The following is a 17,675-nucleotide window of genomic DNA, read 5'->3' on the forward strand; positions in this document are numbered from 1 at the left end:
CGTGAATCTTGAATACAATGCACAAGAACACGAATACAAAATTGATGGGAAGGTAGTGCCATCGGTGACACAACTGCTCCCGTTCAAAAAATCAGATTTTGTGTCCGAAGAGGATATAGAATTCGCACGCCAAGAAGGAATATATATCCATGATTGTATTAACGTTTGGAATACAACAAAAACTGTTCAAGATGAAACTATAATTGAGCCATATTTGAAATTTCTGGATGAGGCTAAGAGGATGTTTGGCAAATTAGTATTGCATGAAACGCAGATAGGATCGGATAACCCTAAATTTGCAGGAACACCGGATTTAGTCTTTGAGGATGCGATTGTGGACATTAAGAGAACGTTTCATAGCAGGAAAATTCATGCTTTGCAATGTTCCGCTTACGGATATTTGGCTGCAAAAAACAAAGTTATCAAAAAAACAAAAAATCATCTGATTCTCGTAATCAATAAAGAAGATTGTGATTTTAGAACTCACTTTGTATATGATGCACAGGCAGAACCTATGTTTATCAGCCTTGTGCATAGTTGGCACTCAGAGAGACAATTGGTAAAATATTTAAAATCAGTATAAAAGGAGAATAAAATGAGCGCAGTAACGAAAGAAGAAGCAGGGATTGTAGTGGACCAGGAAGTAGAGTTATCACAAGAAATAGAACTCACTACACAGACAGTCGAGTCAATTGTAGTCAATTCAGAGGACACATTAAAAGAAGCCTCTGAATTCGTTTTAGAATGCAAGAGACAGACTGAAAAGGTTGTCGGATTTTGGTCTGGAATGAAATCCAATGCACATAAAGCATGGAAAGGGATTGTAGCAAAAGAAAATGAAATGCTTGAGCCAATCAAAGAAGCAGAGTCAATTGTTAAGAAGAAAATTTCGGTATATCTTACTGAGGTCGAAAACAAACGGATTGCAGAACAGAAGCGTCTGGATGAAGAGCGAAGGATCAGAGAAGAAGCAGAAAGGAAAAAACTCGAAGAGAAAATCGAGAAGGCAGAATTGAACGGGAAAGAAGAAAAAGCAGAAGAACTCAAAGAGCAGCTTGATACATTGTCTGTCCCTGTTCAGATCGCAGAATCAGAGATAGATAAAATCACACGGGGAGCTACCGGATCAGTCAGTCAGAAAAAAAAGATTATCGTAACTGTTAGCAATGAAGAAATTTTCCTAAAAGAAATTTTAGAGAAAAGGGCTTCGATGAACTTTATTTCTTACGAAATTTCTACTATAAAAAAGTGGGTAGAGGCAATGGGAATAAAATCTTTTCCGGGTCTGGCAATATCAGAAGAAATTCAAGGGACTTTCAGAAAGAACGCAAAATAAGCAATACTCTTGCTGTCTCTCAGGGCAATCACGTATTGATTGTGACCGCTGACCCGAATTCAACTGTTAAAAGTGAATGAGGCAGGAGAGGATTTTTTAAGGAGAAAAGTATGTCGGTGAAAAATGAAAAAGAGTTTCAGAAGCAAAAAGAAAAGTTGAAAAAGGAAATCACTTCAATTAATAACAAGAGCTATAAAAGTATAAAAGCTCTTGAAAAGAAAATTGATGCGATAAACAAAAAACTTGGGGTACCTTATGAGTATTCAAGTTCTTTAGAAAAGTAAGATGTATTTCCAGATAGAAATATTCGGTTTTTTTAAAAGGCGGGTTTATGGAAAAATATTATAAACTTATAGCTGACTTCGAAACAATCAAATTTGTTAAAAAATTTTTTGAATTAAGAGAATAAATTTTTTTATATTTCAATGCGACATATTACCTAAAAGGGGGACAAAATGACTTTTGAAGAAAAGGAAATTGAGATCGTTCTAAAATACGGATTCACGGTTAATAAGGATTCTCCGTGGTACCAAAAAAATGAGATTCAATTATTTATCGGTGCAAAAATTATTATTATCCATCATGGTTGTAAAATTTTTCAGGCAGATGGAAATTTTTAAAATCTTCAAAGAGCAGGAATTTATTTGCATGATTTGATTTTGTATTCAATTCAACAGAAGGATAGAGCTGCATGAAAAATGTTACGGAAATAGAAATAAAATTAAAAAGGAAATACAATGAATAAAATTTACGGGAAAACATATTTACAAGCGAACGCATTTTTGTCAGACGCGCAACTCAGGATATATACAGTGATTAGCTCTTTCCAGGGAGACCAGGAAAGCTGTTTTCCGAGTCTTTCGGCAATCAGGGAGAGGTTAGCATACTACAAGCTCGTAAACGGCGTTCCTGTGCGTTTGTATCGCTATTCTACGGGTTATATTTCAAAGGTCATCAAAGCTCTAAGGGATGAGGGTTGGATAATTCTTATCCGTAAGGGAGGTTTCGGTCGTGCAAACGAATACCGCGTTATCGAATGCCCTGAGAATCTTCTATTCAAGACCGAAACAAAGCCAAAAGATAGTTTTCCTCCCAGGGAGGCAAAGAGTAGTTTTCCTATTTTTGGGGTCAAGGCAAACAGTAGTTTTCCTTCTATGGAGGCAAAACATGGTTTTCCTGTAGGAGTGCAAACCAAAAGAACATTAAAAGAACATATAAAAGAACATAGTAAAGCTTCTCCTATTTCTAAGGAGGAGGAAATAGAAATGTGTTGGCGTAATTTCGAATTACGTTACTGCCAAGAGGAGTCTTTAGTCAATGGCTGATCCATCAATTATATATACAAAGCCATACCATTGCAAAGAAGGAAAATTTTTGTGTATGAAACCTTGCGATTGCCAACCTATTAATTTTCTGGTTTATCCTGAAAAATGGATAATGATGCACTGTGCTAGAGTTATACGAGATAAATCAGAATTAAAATCTCATACAGTTCAGTTTGTAAAACTTATACTTGCACGCATGAAAGATTGTCCGGTAATTTCTTACGATAAATTCAAAGACAATTATAAAAGTCCAGAATTAGAAATCTTGTTGAGAAAAAATTAGCATTAGTAGTATAAAAAAGGAGAAGAAAATGGAAAATGAAAACTATAAAGAGGTTAATTTAGCAGACTTGCATAATGGTGCTGCTATTGAACTTTTTGCGCTTGAATGGGATCGGGTTATGGACAATATACTCGATGAGAATGTGTCACGGGACTCCGTGAGAGAATTGCATTTAAAGGTTAAACTCAAGCCAGTTTGCAAAGATGGAAGAGTTCAGTATGTTCAGACCCTGGTCGAATGCAAATCGAAAATTGCTTCAAATAAAGGGATTGGAGGAGTCATTTACCCGGTCTTGAAGGGAAAGAAAGTTATTGCTCTTGAAAATAATTTTTCCGAGCAGGACATGTTTCCTGAAGAAAAAAAAATAAAAGAGGTTAAAAATGGATAATCTTCTTCAAATTTGGTGGCTATTACGAATACGAAGATTTCATAGTTGCACTACAATCTCAGTTCGTAATGGATCAATCCTGCATATCGTTACTGTCTTTAATAAATTCAATATCTGATGTAAATGAGACAACTGTTTCAGACGACGGTGTTTCTCAGGATGTCGTAATTAAGACAGGACTGGTGCGAAAACAGAAAGACTCAATTAAGAATCCTATCAAGCTTACTCCGAGAAGGTCATTTGCGGAAATTGAACAAGTTTCATCTGAGTTTATTTTCAGAATTCAGAAAGGATCTAATGGAATAAGATTTGGTCTGTTTGATGGAGATGGTGGAGCTTGGCGTATTGAGGCGATGAGTAGAATTAAATCATGGCTCAATGATCGATTGAATGAAGATAAAAAAACTTCGTGGGTTATTATCGGCTAAAAGGAAATACACGAGCATATATCGTTTTAAAATACTATAAAGACTTATGATACTTGGATTCAAACAACAATTTATACGGCCAATACTTGATGGTACAAAAATTCATACTATTCGTGAAGATGTTCACAATCGATGGCATGTTGGGAATAAAATCCATTTTGCTACCGGTGTAAGAACAAAAAACTATAAACAGTTTTTAGAAAAATTTTGCACTGGAACGCAGACAATAAAAATAAAACATGGAGAATTTTCATTTAGCGTTTTTATTGATAATAAAAAATTATTCACTGGACTGAGTTTATATATTGATGTAGATTGATTGCGAATATGAGAATTAAAGTTAATGACACAAAAGTTTCTAAAAAATTATCACAGGAATATTTTGCAAAAGGAATAGGTGGAATTCAAATGAACCAATGCAGACATAAGCCAACTGGAAAAATATTTTTTTATTCTGATGTTATTCAGAGTTCAGAGCGAGCGATTAGGGTTATTGGAAATGGTCAATTGGTTGGATACATGAGCCTTGAGAATTTCAATCAAGTATACGAAAAAATTGATGGAAACAGATCAATATGATTTTTTCAACAATAATAAAACCCGTGAGCGTAAATAGAAGAACAGTTCCTGGGCAACACAGAAAACTTATAACATCAAACGAATATAGGAATACAAAAACTGCAATGAGTATGGTTTTCAGAAACCAGTATCGCGGTAAACCGATCACGGAAGAGTGTGCTGTATATTTAACTTGCGGTTGGAAAGGTTTTGATATCGACTCATGGGTTAAAATCGTATTAGATTCATTGCAAGGAATTGCGTATAAGAATGACAAGCAAATTCGATTCCTACAGATCGCTATGGGAATTCACAAAATAATCAATATTGAAGTCGTGGAGATGAGTAAATTATGAAAAATCTTGATGAATTAGAACTAATAATTCCAGACTGGAAAAGCCTGAAATTATTCTATATTGAAAAACAGGCTTAAGTCATCTTTCACACATACTTACGAATGTTGCATTTTTATTATGGAATAATTTAAAGCGAGAGGAAAAAACATGAACCCTGCTTACATCATAGCACTCTTTCAGTTTATCTTTTTTTCGTTTGTAGTTATGCAATTAGAGGATATAAGACAGAACCAAATATTTAGTGATAAACTATCTTCGTTGACTATTCAAAAAAATAATGTTGAGAGTGGAATTTACGACCTAGAATATCTTGATAGAAAGAATTTTGAATGTTTTTCAATCATAATTCAAGACCCGAAAACAGGGCGGGAGACAGTCGATAAAGATTGCAAGTGTTACCAATCCAAGATTATAGGGAATCATAAAATTAGAATCCCGTATCGCTGGAACTGCAGATCGATACCAGCACATTGGAAAAAAATGGGAGGGATAAGGTAATGATGTGTTATCGAGATAGAACCTTTTGTCCATTTTCAGAATGTAAGAAATTGAGGGCTTGCGGGACTGCTTTAACAGAAGAAATCAAAGAACAAGCTAAAAAAGCTGGGTTATATACCAGCCAATAATTCGAACCATTGGAGTATTTTTTAAGTTGATTGAATTAAATAAAATATATAATGAAGATTGCCTTCTTACTTTGGGTAGGATGCCTGATAAGTTTGTGGACTTAGTAATTACTTCACCGCCTTACAATATGCGAACACGAATAAGGAACGGGAAATATTCCACACGCGAAAAAGGAGAACATTTCAGTAAGAAATACAAATACTTTGGCGATGACCTGCCTATTGATGACTTCTATTCATTTCATAGCAAAGTTTTGCGTGAATTGATTAGGGTTGCAAAGATTGTTTGTTATAACTTTCAAATAGTAACTGGGAGCAAAGAAGCATTTTTCAAAATTATTGGCGACTTCAATCGGGATATAAAAGACATTATAATATGGGATAAAGGAAGTGGACAACCTGCAATGCACGAAAAGGTTTTGAATAACTGTTATGAAATAATTTTAATCATTGAAGATGATAATAAAGCAGGTAGAGCAATTCAGAACGCAAGATTTAGCAGAGGCGAGATGAATAACATTTTAAGAATAGGCAAGGGAAAAAAAGTTGTTGATGAACATAGTGCTGTATTTCCTGAAAGATTGGCTGGCGAACTTATCAAGGGATTTTCAGAAGAAGGCAATTTGATTTATGACCCATTCATTGGAGTTGGTACCACTGCAATCGTAGCGAAAAAGCTAAACAGGAACTATATTGGAAGTGAAATAATTTATGAGTATAGTAGAATCGCAGAAAAAAGAATAGTAGAAAAATTTTCATTGTTTTTGGATAATAAAAGAGAGGCGGTACAATAATGCCGAGACCGTCTATATCGATAAAGGATGAAGATATTATTGCTTTTGTCCGAATCAATCCAAACTGTAATTGCCCTGAGATAGCCAGACATTTTAATATTAACAGGAAATCGGCGCATAAAAGAATTCAAAAGCTACAAAGAAAAGGTATTCTTGAATTTTCAAACGGTTTTCGGAAAAATGCGATCCGATTCAGCGAGAAATATAGATGAAAAACGGTGCAAAACTGAAACAAAATCTCAAGCCTTCCAGAACCGAAATGAACATTATCGCAAACGCAATCTTGAAGAATACATTCAGCAAAAAAGGAATATTCTATTGCGAGGTTTGCCGTACTGATCGAGTAATGTTTGCCAACTGCACACAGCTCATGGGGCTTACATTCAGCCATCGTAAAAAGTGTCGTCATTACAGAACGGTTGAAGAATTGTCTGATTTCAATGAGGTAGTATTATCTTGCTTACAAGCACATATTATAACTGAACGCAATCCTGCTTTAACTAAGAAAGTATTCAAGGATTTGCGCGGTTAATTCCAAAAGCAGATAGTTTTTTAGTACAATGTACTATAATCATCTCTTTATGTCCCAAATAAAAAAATCAATAAAATACTTCACAATTTTTCCATTCATTAAAATGAGGCTATGAAAATAAATGAAACTTTACTTAAAATCAAACCGGAAGACCTTGAGCCTCACCCGTGGAATCGGAAAAGAATAGAGAATGAAGATGAGCTGGATTCAAAACGCCGCGAAAAGCTTAGAGAAGAACAAATAAAATTTGAAGAGTCTATCGCTAAATCCGGTATATGGGAATCCAGTCCGCTTTTAATCACAAAAGAAAAAGTAAATGGAAAATACCAGATTCTCAGAGGCCGACGTAGATTCGAGGCTGTCCTGAAAAACATAAAACGGGGGAAATTACCATTTAACTACAAAATCCCTTGTCTTCAGATGGTAGAGGATACACAGGAAGCTCTCAGGGAGGCAATATTCGGGGACAACGACCAAGGACGAGGTTATTCTTTTGCCGACCGTATTGAGATTCTGAAAACTTTGTTACCACTAAAGCGCCTTTTATCTGCTGAAAAGGGGGTTGCTAAGGGAACTGGTGTAATTGCTGAATTGGAACGCTTGTTGCCTTTCTGGACAAATTCAGTAATCAATAAAACGGTTACGCATCTTCGAAGACTGCACGCAGATGAAATGACTTACAAAGAACCACCGGAAGAGAAAATCGACAATCTGAACAGGTTACTTCTATCCATCCTTCAGCTACATAAAACTAAAACTCAAAGAGTTGAGAAAGTACGGAAAGAAATAACCAAACTTGAGGCCGATTTAAAAAAGGATGTTCACAAGATAGAGCAAGAGATAGCGGAGTATTCGAGAGAATTCGGGAAAGGTGGATACAAAGCCTATCTCAGAAATTACCTCAAATCAAAACGACCGGAATTTCAAGGCTTGAAAAAAATAGCTGGGATTGAAGAGTTACTTAAATGAGTATCATCGTAATATCATAAATAGCTTGACATAATACTGCCATAGTTACTGGCTTTAGGTATATGGCAGTTAAAAGAAAGCAGGTTAAAAACGGACGAAAACGGACAGGTACTGTAAACAAAAAGGCAGTTAAAAAGAACGCAAAGGGATTCGTATCTAAATTCGCACACCTTTATGATCCGAATGAGCTGATAGAAGTCCCGTTCAAATCCATTACGCCTGAACAGTATAAAACAATATGTATGCTGTTGGATGGATTCACGCTGGCCCAGACTGGGAGCGCACTCAAAATACCTGTTTCGACGATTCAGAATTGGTTATACCTCAAAGAGGCTGTTGCTATCAAATTTCAAGAAGCGTATTTGTCCGAAGCAAGAAGACGAATGGAAATCATGCGATTAAATTCTGATTCCATTGCATTCGATATGTATGATCTTTTAATGGATTGGATACAATACATGAAACGACGTAAAGGGGTGTTTGATGCAAAAGAAGTGGCACAGATTACCAGCTATCTAAAGAATTCAAGTTACATAATGTCAGATGATACGAAAGCAAAAGAAGAAAAATCCCGAGAAAAAATCCTTGCCGGCTTAGAATCTCTTATCGAAGAGAAGGTTTTGGAATCACAAATGATGAATTGAACACAGTTCTTTACGATGAAACCGAAATCCAACTTCTCAGAAAAATAAAAAACGATGCAAGAATAAAACCATGTTCTGACATAATGGAAGTTGATGTTGGAATTGTAACTGGACGAAATGAATTCTTTATGCTGAGCAAAGAACTTGTTTCAAAATTGAAACTAAAAGGACATACAACGAAAGTTGTTAGTAAGTCAAATCACTTTAAAGGCATTGTTTTTTCTGAAGAAGATTTTGAAATTAATTCAGATGACAACTGTCCAGCTCATCTTTTTTTACCCGAAAACAAGGAATATTCTTTACTTCCTAAAGTTTGTCGTGAATACATTGCTTACGGTGAGGAAATGGGCTTTAATACTGGATACAAATGTAGAATTCGTAAAAATTGGTATATCACGCCTTCCATGTGGTCTCCTGATGCTTTTGTTTTAAGGCAGGTTGGAGATTACCCAAAACTTATCTTGAACAAGACTAACGCATCTACAACAGATACGATTCACAGAGTTCGTTTTAAAACAAAAGTTAAACCTGAAAACATTGCACTTTCCTATCTCAACTCTCTAACTTTTGCTTTCTCAGAAATATTGGGAAGAAGTTATGGAGGCGGTGTATTGACATTTGAGCCATCAAAGATTGAAGAAATACCTTTTCAGCTTCTAGGTACTAACAAAATTGATTTCAAAAAAATTGATTCACTCATTCGCCAACGTAAAATCGAAGAAGTGCTTGACATCGTTGACAATGAACTTTTAATTAAACAACTTAAATTTTCTGAATCAGAAGTTCAAATGCTTAGAGGCATTTGGAAAAACTTGCTGGTAGAAGGAATGGAAGGAAAAACTAAATGAGTCGAGTCAATTTAAAGAATATTTTAAAAGGGACTCCTTTTGAGTCCGTCGATCCGGCACTTTTACAGATTGCTACCCAAAATGTCATAAACAGATTAAATGAGAAGCAAAGCAAAGTAGAAAACAGGGAAAAGAATATCTGTAGAAGACGGGCAGTTGGTAAGCGTGGTTCATTTTTGTTTTTTTGTAAGCACTATTTTCCAAACTATTTCTCGACAGAATTCGGTACACAACAAATGGAATTGATCCATTTGATCCAGTCATATAGAGCCAAGAAAAACAAAGATGGGACGAAAAACAGAAATCCTATCAGGGCATCAGTAGCGATGTCTCGCGGGTTCGGTAAATCGACGATTTTAACACTCTGTGGAGCAATCTGGCTTATGCTTACCGGTACGTGGAAATTCCCAATATTGATCTCTTCTACGCTTTCACAGGCAAAGGAATTTCTACAGAAAATCCAAGAAGAAATCGAAGATAATCAGAATCTCAAAAACGATTATCCTGAACTGTTGCCCAAGAAGGATATTAAGGGTCAAAATGTTTCATGGTCTGACTATGATCTTGTTTTCAATGGTGGATTTCGTTGCATTGCAAAAGGCTGGGGGAATGCAATCCGCGGGAAAAGGTATAAACATATACGGCCAGACGCACTTCTTTTGGATGACCCAGACGAGGAAAAAGACGTTGCCTCAGAGTCTACAATGACTCGTAAATACCGTTGGTTGGAGCGTGCAGCACTCAAATTAGGTAATGTTTGGGGCATTGATGTAATTCTTTCATATACTACAATTGCTCCGAATTGCGTTGGGGAGTATGTTTTTAACTCAGAAAGATACAAGTCATGGATTAAAAAGAAGCACAAAGCGATTGAATTTGATCCTTCAACAGGAAAGGAATATTCAACCTGGGAGGCCGGTGCACCTCTTGCTTCTCTTTTGATTGAAAGGGATGACGACCCTGTTACGTTCGCGCAGGAACGGCAGAACGAACCATTGCCTGAGGTCGGACAGAAATTTAAAGGTCTCATCCAGACATGGGATTTTGAAAGACCAGTTTCTTTTGACGGTTGGATTCTTGCACTGGCGGTCGATCTTTCGCAAGGTAAAACCGAGCGTTCTGACTTCTCTGCTTTTGAGGGGGTTGGCCTTAATCCCAAAGGTCAATTCCTCGAATTGTATTCAGATATTCAGAGACGAAGACAAGATCAGATTATGCGGGACCTTATTTCAGCTTTGCGAGTTTTCCCATGGACAGTATGTGTAATAGAATCAAATGGCGGGCAGGACTATTTTATTGATAATTTCAAAGAAAAAGTTGAAGAATGGAATGAACTTTGCCTGAACAAAAACAATACTGACGGATTAAAGCCGAATGATAGAATTCTTGTCCCGATAATAGGAATTGCCAATTCTGGGGACAAGATTAAGCGTATAGAATCTCAGTTACAATCGATGATTGCGTCAGGCCAGCTTAAAATCAGATCTGATTCTCATATTCTAAAAAGCCAGCTTGAAGCTTTCCCATTCTTGAAGAAAGACGGACCAGACGCACTGGAAATGTCAGTTAGGGCAATCAAGGATAATGTTGGTTCTACTATTCAGTTTCTCGCCACAGAACAAAAAGAAATTGTTTATTCGGCTGGATTGAATCCAGATAGTGGACAAAGCGAAGAGATCAACATTGTGAGTAAATCACTAGATCAACTCAATCGTGCAAAATTAAAAAGGAGAGGTTTTTAGCAAACTACATATATAGGATTTTATATGAATAATTTATTGGAAATAATAAGAGAAGAATGTTACAGTTTAAGTATACATTTGCAAATCTTTTGCAAATAGTTTTATAAATGGCTTGCATTAAATTCTCAGGTATTAATTCAGTCCTTTTCTCATGGCAAATGGGAAAGCTGGGAGACCACGCGGTAATAATTATGAGAAAAACCGTTTAAATAGAATTCCTAAGGAATATAGAGAAAAAATAGTCTCTGGGAAGGCAACTCCAGTCAATGCAGATGACCCGGCTAAAATGCCGGTCGAAGTCTTCAGGAAATCAGCTTTTTATGATCCAGCACGGCAAGCAGTCTCACAAGCAATTGATATAAACAATCGAATGTTTGAGATTTTGAATTCTGCCAAGGACAGAAAACATCCTCTCTATAATGATGAATCTCTCATTATGTATAACATGGGGGTTCAGTTACGACCGATTTTCAGGATTACAACCGACGATTTGAGGGGCATTTCATACTCGTCATCATTGATAGGAGCAATCCACCAGATTGTTTCAGATGATTGCTCGATGTATGCGAAATACCAGGAAGACCCTGGATTTGGAATAAAACTAAAACTTAAAGACCAGAGACCAACACCAGAACAGATCAAGTATTTTGAAGAACTTGCCGGAATATTTCTGATAATGGGCGATAAAACCGTAAGCGATTGGAGAGAGCGAGATCGTATGGGCGAAGTTCTTGAAATGGCAACAAGGGACTCGTTGGCAATCGACGCGGTTGCCTATCTAAGAACTTATAATAGGTCTGGAAAACTGTGCGACATACGGTATCTTGATCCGGGTTCTATTTATAGAGTTGATCCACGGAAAGGGTTCCGCGGCGATTTGAAAATTACTCACGTTCAGATGATTCAAAATCAGGTAACAGAGGTATTTGAAGCCGGGCGAATCATCTATCGCCACAAGAATAACCTATCGGATGTCCGCATGAGGGGTTTCGGATATTCTCCGATTGAGTCATGTATTACTGAAATTATGGCAATGGTAAACTCCATTAAGTGGAATGCAGACAGATTTAATCATAGAAATCCGCCACGAGCAATTATAACAACAAAGAATCAAATTACCAAAACAGACCAGGAAAGATTGGAATTGCAATGGGAGAATCAATTTTACGGGGCAAGACCTAATTTTAGGCTTCCAATGATGTTTGGAGTCGGTGATATGCAGGTTCATAATCTCGATATTGAGGATGATTTCGCGTTTGACAAACTTCTCCAAATGACAGCTTCTTTGATTATAGCCCGACACGGTATGGACCCGGCTCAAATAGGTCTTAAACTAACTCAGTCAAATGCACTTTCAGAGGCTTCGATGGACGGTCGCCAGCATTTTTCGCGTGATAGAATGCACGGTTCTATGATGAGCTTCCACGAGGACTGCCTGAATGAAATATACGACCCTGATATGGAGACTCTTGAAAAACTAAGTTTTATTGGGGTCAAAACAAATGATGAGTCCAAAAAAGCAGACCTACATGAAAAGCATTTCAGGACGTATAGAAATTTAGATTCTATTTTAAAAGAAAACGATATGCCGACAATGAAAGATCAGGCTGAAAAGGCGCTCAAGGACGGAATTATCAATGAAGAAGAAGCTAAAAAATATTCTAAAATCGGACTACTTATTGGGAATCAATATGCGTCACAGGAAATAGCCAAAATTTTTACCAGTGATCCGCAAAATGGTATGCCAGGGCAGGATATTCCACCGACTCCACAGAATGAATCAGAAGAGCAAGAACTCCCATGGGGAGACGAGGATTTTATTGGGGGTGAGAACGAGACTGAATCCGTTCATCCAGACCCGGAACAATCAGTAGCATCAAGAGCAATTGCAGAACATAAAAATAACTAAAAGGAGAAAAATTTATGGAAACTGAAAAAATAGGAATAGGGCAAGAACTATCAGCGATCAAAGAAAAACTCGAATCAGGTGAAATTGAAAATTTAAGAGATGTAGAGGCCTATTGTCGTGATAAAGATTTTTCTGACGAGGAAACAAACGATATTCTGAATGCTCTTCAAGAAGAAACAGGAAAAAAGAAGACTAAAAAAGAATCAAAAGAAGAAGAAGCTCCATCAAACGAGAATAAATCTGTAAGGACAAATGACGGACGAGACTTTGTGCAAAGTTCAATTGATGCGCTCAAAAATATCGAGAAACAGGAACTTTTCTCTTTGATTACAGGGATTATGGACGCTCAATACAGACCGTTGAATGTCCGGGTGTCAGGGGCAATGAGCGCTATTCTCGATAGGGCATCTTCAGGGATTGAAGACGGGGCAACGATTGTTTCTGAACTTTCAGATGAAGTTGCTAAATTGGTTCATCAAGCTAAATTCAATGAGTATTGTGGTATGATTGAGTCAATCTATAAGACTATTGGAACGGCTGTGGAAACAAAACTCTCCCAAATGGCACAGGCAACGGATGACTATCTTAAATCCCTGGGGAAATAAAGAAAGCCCATTTTTAAAATCAAGGGCTGGACGACAATTCCAGCTATTGATTGCAGATAGGCTGAAATGGATAGAATATCAAGCGCTTGGACCAGATAAAATCAGTATCCGTGCTTCTAATCTGTATATGCGAAAAGGGATTTTTAGTTGGGGGAAAAAACATCTCCCAGAGTTTATTCAAAATATTTTCAGGAAAAATCCAAGACCTGAAAATAGACCAAAGGTTGAGCTTAAAATAGGAAATTCTGGAGGTGGAGAAATCCACACAGATGAAATTATTCCAATATCTGATGAATTTGACGATTGGCTTTTTAAATACGTCGAGCAAGACTGGAACCCAGTCTTTAATGAGATTGGGGAAACCGGAACATTTCTGGGATATTTGTCCGGCTATCTTTCCGGAAAACTAAAACTCCCGGTAGAAACAGTTGACTCTATGGGTATTGAAGATTTTGACAGGGCTTTTAAATATAAACTTGGTGTCGGTCTTGACGACAAAGAGGCAATTGAATATAAATTAGACAGTGACCGGATTCAACATTTTGCAGAAAATTATTCAAAAAATCATTCTGCTGAATGGATAGCAGTTTATGAGAGAGATGAAAACGGAAATATAATTTACGAAAACGGACAGCCGAAAAGAGGCGGAAAACCCTACCAATATTTAAAAGCCCTGTGGGGGGCGATGGTTACGGATGCGGTTAAGACAGGTAAATCAATCGAAGAATTGCAGTCAGAAATGGCATTTCCAGACCTTTATTCGCTTGTAGAATCCGGAAAAATGACAGAGGATGAGTATTTACAGGTATTAAACGGGCGAGAATCAGATTTGCTGACAATGAGGCTTAACAGGAACTTCAAGCGATTTGCGTTTACAGAATCGGCGATGGCGTTTAATGCTGGGGCTATATTAGCCGCGAAAGAGTCAGGGATTGAATACATGATTTTTCGTCGCGGAGCGAGAGGCATATAATGATTCCAAATGATAAAACAATAGTTAATATACGATGTATTACATATAACAGAATTATTTTTAAAATTGGAAAATATGAATTGAGTGAACAGTGCATTGAATTTCAAGTCATTCGTTTAGTAGATAGATTGGTTTTATTTTATTCAAATAACTACCTTGAGTGTATGAATTATTGTAGAGAAGATAATCTGTTTTGTTTGGGAGCAAATTTAGATGGCTAAACGATACCTAACAGGCGGGTCTAACCCATTTGAGGTATCGCCGGGTCCGTCGGTATTCAATCCTAATCCCCCGGATGATTTAATTGAAAGACAGGGTGAGTCGTTTATATGGCTTCGAGCTTTGCCAAATCCAGATGTCACCAGAGAAGATCGGATGTCATTGGCAGGCGAAAGGCAGACAATTTACAGGATAGATAAAACACGACGGTTGCCACTCGAAACGTTACAAAACCAAGACATGGATGGCGGTCTTCTATATACCCGCTTCGGTCCTATATCAAAAATCAGGTCGCTTGTAGTTTTCAGGAATGAGGATTTCGGAGGGAACATCCCGTTGGAAGTTCTTAAATTTAGCGGAAATACAATAGAAATACGACCAAATCCTGAATTCGAGGATTACATGCAGGTTGACTGTGATTATGAAGTGAAAGCAATGCAACTGCTTGACTTCAGAGAAATTCAATTACAGTCTGATGGGAAATATTTAGACTTAGGCATTTATCCTGACATTATTGTAAAAGTTTTGTCTGTTTGGCGAAAAGAGTCAAACGGTATGTTTATCGAATTGAAAGATTGCTATACAGATTACAAAAATGTCATACTCCCTACGATTTCAGAGAAAGGGAGAAGGTTTAATGTTTCAGTTTTAACTTATTCTCCAATTAAGGTTGGGTATCGTTCAATTAACTCAAGAGATAAAAGGCTTGCCGACAAGAATTTTGATATTCAGGCAGGCGATTTAGACGCAGTAGTAGGCTCAAATATTAACCTATCAAAAGGCGATATTTTAATTTCGACACTTTCAATTGCAAACGAAACAGAGATTGTAAGAAGGAACAAAGACGGGCTTTTCCCTGTGAAATATACGCCTCTAAGAGAAATTTATTCTGTAAATTCATTGGAGCGAAGTTTCGACGATACGGAATATTCAATTCTAAATTACAGATTCATTAAAATCGAATCAGACGACATCCCAGATAATCTAACGGTCGTTTATGGCTATAACCCTAAATTTGTAGTAATACCGGAAACAACAATTTCTGCATTATCAAAAAAGAACCAGCCAAGAAAATGGGTTTTAAGGCTATCACAAACTACTATTGATATTGGGACATTGTTTGAAAGTGTTTTGAATTCGTCTGATTTTGAAAAATCAAAAATTGTTATTCAACCTGCCGTAAATACTAAAAAAATTTATTGGGGGTATGCAGGAGCTACTATCACAGACATTGAAATAGTAGGTTTACAAAATTCTGATAATCGTGAAACTACATCCGGTGATTATTTTTTTGGAGTAAGCCCTGGTCTAAATTACCTATGGATTTGTGTCCCAAGTTCATTCAGCCCGATAACGGGAATTTTTGATCTGTTAAACAATTTTGAACTTTTTTCTGATTTTAATGGGTTTATTCAGATCCCTATTCTTAATGAGTTCAGTGTCATTGAAAATTACAGATGTTACCGTTCAACCTACCAAACATCGGCAGGCGGTTGGGTAATTCGATTGACATGAATTATTTGTTTGACATTTTAAGAATATTTCATTTCAGAACATTTAGGAATATTTCCAAATGCCAAAAGTAATCGCACCAATAATCCCTGCGAGTCCTACGGACAGCTACCCTACGCACGATAGTAAATACGGGCTTGGAGGGTATCGTGAAGTTTTGGATATTACAGAACGGGATTTAATTTCATCGGACAGGCGAAGGGAAGGAATGTCTGTTTTCGTTCAATCAGAAGGGGTTGAATACAAACTTATCGGTGGCATACTGAATAGTAACTGGGTAGGTTCGTCTTCCAAGTCAGGTATTGCAATTATCGACTTCGGAGCGACTCCAACAGATAATGGTTCAGTTGTTATCACTGGTCAAAGCGGAATCATGGATACGTCCGGCATTCAGGTGTCGATTATGGCACGCTCAACGATAGATAATGACGAAAATTCACAGCCTTTCATTTCCGGTTCGCTCCATTTCTCTGCACAGTCGATTAACACTGGAGTTGTTTCAGGGACTCCATCCTCGATGAAAATGGGAAACATTCAAATAACATTAGCAGATCTGCAAAACAATAAATCGTATCCGGCAATGCAATCAGGAAAAGGGTTGTCCGGCTATCAAGGGCAGAATGGTCAGACTCAAGGACAAAACGCTCAGTGGTCCAATACTGCCGAACCAACAGCGGCGACTGCAACTAATACGACAGCCGCACTTGGTTCTGGTCTTGGTGGATTATTCAAGGCTAATGCAATGGCTACAAGTGGAACTGATTTGATTATTCAGTCGTTCCAAAATCCAGTTCCAACGCTGAACATCACAGGACGGAATTTACATGTAAGAGGTGTCCGGATCGATTTAGTAAATCAGGTTGTGCAAGTTGCAACGACTCCATTCACGTTTGCAATAGCATTGGCAGTTGGTCATACTGCGGTATCTCTTGCAACGGTTGAATCAGCTTCTTTTGCCACAGGTACAACAAAAGCTCCAAGAAAAATACCATTAGGTTTTCTGCATTTACCTATCGGTGCAGTAGATGGAGAATCTGCAAGAGATCGAATTTATATTAAATTCGATACTCCAATAGTCGTATATCCCTCACAATTTATTGCGATTGTAGCAAAAGTTATCAAAGGAACTGCAACGACACCGGAAACTTTACTGTTTTCAGTTGGTTATGATTCTTATTGGGAGTAGGAAATGGAAGGCACGCAAGAAATAATTCAGGAATTTATAAAAGTCGCAAGGAGACCAGAAACCAGGATCAAAATATTATAAACGTGAATGGAGAAATGACAAGTGGAAATACTAGTACACTAAAGAAGAGTATCAGAGAGACCATCCTGAAAAAAAATCTTTTTCTATATTTGATAAACTGGCAGACTTTTTTAAAATTTCTAAAGATGAAACAAAAAAAGTCGCTTCAAAAGAGTATTCAAAGTATGAAATTAAGAAAGACGGGATTACGCTACCGGAATGGACTAAGCATTTCACCAAATATTTTGAGTTTAAGGAAAAATACGACGCTAAATTTAATTCAGAAAAGACCATAAAAGATGTTGCTGAAAAAATAAACTCGGTTAAAAATGAGACAGGGATTTCACCCGCTTCAGTTGTCGCAAAGGTTGAAACAAAACCT

The 17,675-nt window shown here is 37.1% G+C and carries 22 protein-coding genes and 1 pseudogene; all 23 read left to right on the forward strand.

Annotated features, from left to right (window positions below; genetic code table 11):
* The first annotated feature begins 1 nt into the window (after position 1).
* The 23 genes and pseudogenes from HS129_04800 to HS129_04910 all read left to right on the forward strand — a co-directional run bounded on the left by HS129_04800 (position 2) and on the right by HS129_04910 (position 17,233).
* Positions 2-583 carry a hypothetical protein gene (locus HS129_04800; GenBank protein MBE7411374.1) on the forward strand — a complete coding sequence of 194 codons (582 nt, stop codon included), beginning with the start codon at positions 2-4 and terminating at the stop codon, positions 581-583.
* Between the two features lie 12 nt (positions 584-595).
* Positions 596-1,336 (forward strand): hypothetical protein, encoded by a 741-nt coding sequence (locus HS129_04805; GenBank protein MBE7411375.1) that lies wholly within the window; start codon positions 596-598, stop codon positions 1,334-1,336.
* A 110-nt stretch (positions 1,337-1,446) separates the two neighbouring features.
* Entirely contained in the window at positions 1,447-1,620 is a 174-nt protein-coding gene (locus tag HS129_04810) for a hypothetical protein (protein ID MBE7411376.1), read from the forward strand.
* A gap of 171 nt (positions 1,621-1,791) precedes the next feature.
* The gene (locus HS129_04815; protein MBE7411377.1) at positions 1,792-1,956 is read left to right on the forward strand and encodes a hypothetical protein; all 165 of its coding nucleotides are present in this window, start codon (positions 1,792-1,794) and stop codon (positions 1,954-1,956) included.
* 117 nt (positions 1,957-2,073) lie between these two features.
* The gene (locus tag HS129_04820; protein ID MBE7411378.1) at positions 2,074-2,661 is read left to right on the forward strand and encodes a hypothetical protein; all 588 of its coding nucleotides are present in this window, start codon (positions 2,074-2,076) and stop codon (positions 2,659-2,661) included.
* Positions 2,654-2,944: a hypothetical protein gene (locus HS129_04825; protein ID MBE7411379.1), complete on the forward strand. Its 291-nt coding sequence runs from the start codon at positions 2,654-2,656 to the stop codon at positions 2,942-2,944. The genes HS129_04820 and HS129_04825 overlap by 8 nt, the downstream gene beginning before the upstream one ends.
* Positions 2,945-2,972: 28 nt before the next feature.
* On the forward strand, positions 2,973-3,332 hold the full coding sequence (locus HS129_04830) for a hypothetical protein (protein MBE7411380.1): 360 nt from the start codon (positions 2,973-2,975) through the stop codon (positions 3,330-3,332).
* A gap of 68 nt (positions 3,333-3,400) precedes the next feature.
* Complete coding sequence (locus HS129_04835; GenBank protein ID MBE7411381.1) at positions 3,401-3,760, forward strand: hypothetical protein; 360 nt, start codon at positions 3,401-3,403, stop codon at positions 3,758-3,760.
* Positions 3,761-3,806: 46 nt separating this feature from the next.
* Positions 3,807-4,079 (forward strand): hypothetical protein, encoded by a 273-nt coding sequence (locus tag HS129_04840; protein MBE7411382.1) that lies wholly within the window; start codon positions 3,807-3,809, stop codon positions 4,077-4,079.
* A gap of 8 nt (positions 4,080-4,087) precedes the next feature.
* On the forward strand, positions 4,088-4,339 hold the full coding sequence (locus HS129_04845; protein MBE7411383.1) for a hypothetical protein: 252 nt from the start codon (positions 4,088-4,090) through the stop codon (positions 4,337-4,339).
* Complete coding sequence (locus HS129_04850) at positions 4,336-4,674, forward strand: RusA family crossover junction endodeoxyribonuclease (protein MBE7411384.1); 339 nt, start codon at positions 4,336-4,338, stop codon at positions 4,672-4,674. Before HS129_04845 ends, HS129_04850 begins: the two co-directional genes overlap by 4 nt.
* Positions 4,675-5,326: 652 nt before the next feature.
* Positions 5,327-6,094, forward strand: a complete 768-nt coding sequence (locus tag HS129_04855; GenBank protein ID MBE7411385.1) for a site-specific DNA-methyltransferase — start codon at positions 5,327-5,329, stop codon at positions 6,092-6,094.
* Positions 6,094-6,306 (forward strand): MarR family transcriptional regulator, encoded by a 213-nt coding sequence (locus HS129_04860; protein ID MBE7411386.1) that lies wholly within the window; start codon positions 6,094-6,096, stop codon positions 6,304-6,306. Before HS129_04855 ends, HS129_04860 begins: the two co-directional genes overlap by 1 nt.
* A complete protein-coding gene (locus HS129_04865; GenBank protein ID MBE7411387.1) occupies positions 6,303-6,626 on the forward strand; it encodes a hypothetical protein in 324 nt (107 codons plus the stop codon). Before HS129_04860 ends, HS129_04865 begins: the two co-directional genes overlap by 4 nt.
* Before the next feature lie 111 nt (positions 6,627-6,737).
* Positions 6,738-7,595, forward strand: coding sequence for a hypothetical protein (locus HS129_04870; protein ID MBE7411388.1), 858 nt, complete (start codon positions 6,738-6,740; stop codon positions 7,593-7,595).
* Positions 7,596-7,657: 62 nt separating this feature from the next.
* Positions 7,658-8,239: a helix-turn-helix domain-containing protein gene (locus HS129_04875; GenBank protein ID MBE7411389.1), complete on the forward strand. Its 582-nt coding sequence runs from the start codon at positions 7,658-7,660 to the stop codon at positions 8,237-8,239.
* Positions 8,240-9,087: pseudogene (locus tag HS129_04880) on the forward strand (class I SAM-dependent methyltransferase).
* Entirely contained in the window at positions 9,084-10,829 is a 1,746-nt protein-coding gene (locus HS129_04885; protein ID MBE7411390.1) for a hypothetical protein, read from the forward strand. Before HS129_04880 ends, HS129_04885 begins: the two are co-directional and overlap by 4 nt.
* 151 nt (positions 10,830-10,980) lie before the next feature.
* Complete coding sequence (locus HS129_04890) at positions 10,981-12,738, forward strand: phage portal protein (protein MBE7411391.1); 1,758 nt, start codon at positions 10,981-10,983, stop codon at positions 12,736-12,738.
* A 14-nt stretch (positions 12,739-12,752) separates the two neighbouring features.
* On the forward strand, positions 12,753-13,343 hold the full coding sequence (locus HS129_04895; protein MBE7411392.1) for a hypothetical protein: 591 nt from the start codon (positions 12,753-12,755) through the stop codon (positions 13,341-13,343).
* Positions 13,344-13,404: 61 nt separating this feature from the next.
* The gene (locus HS129_04900) at positions 13,405-14,316 is read left to right on the forward strand and encodes a hypothetical protein (GenBank protein MBE7411393.1); all 912 of its coding nucleotides are present in this window, start codon (positions 13,405-13,407) and stop codon (positions 14,314-14,316) included.
* Positions 14,317-14,529: 213 nt separating this feature from the next.
* A complete protein-coding gene (locus tag HS129_04905; protein MBE7411394.1) occupies positions 14,530-16,050 on the forward strand; it encodes a hypothetical protein in 1,521 nt (506 codons plus the stop codon).
* Between the two features lie 58 nt (positions 16,051-16,108).
* Positions 16,109-17,233, forward strand: coding sequence for a hypothetical protein (locus HS129_04910; GenBank protein MBE7411395.1), 1,125 nt, complete (start codon positions 16,109-16,111; stop codon positions 17,231-17,233).
* The last annotated feature ends 442 nt before the right edge of the window (positions 17,234-17,675 follow it).

The sequence above is a fragment of the Leptospiraceae bacterium genome (genome assembly GCA_015075105.1).
Classification (GTDB): domain Bacteria; phylum Spirochaetota; class Leptospiria; order Leptospirales; family Leptospiraceae; genus JABWCC01.

What these genes read in the sequence shown, in the direction of transcription:
- HS129_04840 (MBE7411382.1), top strand. Translation starts at nt 3,807, where the DNA reads ATGATACTTGGATTCAAACAACAATTTATACGGCCAATACTTGATGGT.
- HS129_04875 (MBE7411389.1), top strand. Translation starts at nt 7,658, where the DNA reads ATGGCAGTTAAAAGAAAGCAGGTTAAAAACGGACGAAAACGGACAGGT.
- HS129_04815 (MBE7411377.1), top strand. Translation starts at nt 1,792, where the DNA reads ATGACTTTTGAAGAAAAGGAAATTGAGATCGTTCTAAAATACGGATTC.
- HS129_04905 (MBE7411394.1), top strand. Translation starts at nt 14,530, where the DNA reads ATGGCTAAACGATACCTAACAGGCGGGTCTAACCCATTTGAGGTATCG.
- HS129_04895 (MBE7411392.1), top strand. Translation starts at nt 12,753, where the DNA reads ATGGAAACTGAAAAAATAGGAATAGGGCAAGAACTATCAGCGATCAAA.
- HS129_04820 (MBE7411378.1), top strand. Translation starts at nt 2,074, where the DNA reads ATGAATAAAATTTACGGGAAAACATATTTACAAGCGAACGCATTTTTG.
- HS129_04810 (MBE7411376.1), top strand. Translation starts at nt 1,447, where the DNA reads ATGTCGGTGAAAAATGAAAAAGAGTTTCAGAAGCAAAAAGAAAAGTTG.
- HS129_04865 (MBE7411387.1), top strand. Translation starts at nt 6,303, where the DNA reads ATGAAAAACGGTGCAAAACTGAAACAAAATCTCAAGCCTTCCAGAACC.
- HS129_04870 (MBE7411388.1), top strand. Translation starts at nt 6,738, where the DNA reads ATGAAAATAAATGAAACTTTACTTAAAATCAAACCGGAAGACCTTGAG.
- HS129_04825 (MBE7411379.1), top strand. Translation starts at nt 2,654, where the DNA reads ATGGCTGATCCATCAATTATATATACAAAGCCATACCATTGCAAAGAA.
- HS129_04890 (MBE7411391.1), top strand. Translation starts at nt 10,981, where the DNA reads ATGGCAAATGGGAAAGCTGGGAGACCACGCGGTAATAATTATGAGAAA.
- HS129_04845 (MBE7411383.1), top strand. Translation starts at nt 4,088, where the DNA reads ATGAGAATTAAAGTTAATGACACAAAAGTTTCTAAAAAATTATCACAG.
- HS129_04885 (MBE7411390.1), top strand. Translation starts at nt 9,084, where the DNA reads ATGAGTCGAGTCAATTTAAAGAATATTTTAAAAGGGACTCCTTTTGAG.
- HS129_04860 (MBE7411386.1), top strand. Translation starts at nt 6,094, where the DNA reads ATGCCGAGACCGTCTATATCGATAAAGGATGAAGATATTATTGCTTTT.
- HS129_04830 (MBE7411380.1), top strand. Translation starts at nt 2,973, where the DNA reads ATGGAAAATGAAAACTATAAAGAGGTTAATTTAGCAGACTTGCATAAT.
- HS129_04835 (MBE7411381.1), top strand. Translation starts at nt 3,401, where the DNA reads ATGGATCAATCCTGCATATCGTTACTGTCTTTAATAAATTCAATATCT.
- HS129_04805 (MBE7411375.1), top strand. Translation starts at nt 596, where the DNA reads ATGAGCGCAGTAACGAAAGAAGAAGCAGGGATTGTAGTGGACCAGGAA.
- HS129_04910 (MBE7411395.1), top strand. Translation starts at nt 16,109, where the DNA reads ATGCCAAAAGTAATCGCACCAATAATCCCTGCGAGTCCTACGGACAGC.
- HS129_04850 (MBE7411384.1), top strand. Translation starts at nt 4,336, where the DNA reads ATGATTTTTTCAACAATAATAAAACCCGTGAGCGTAAATAGAAGAACA.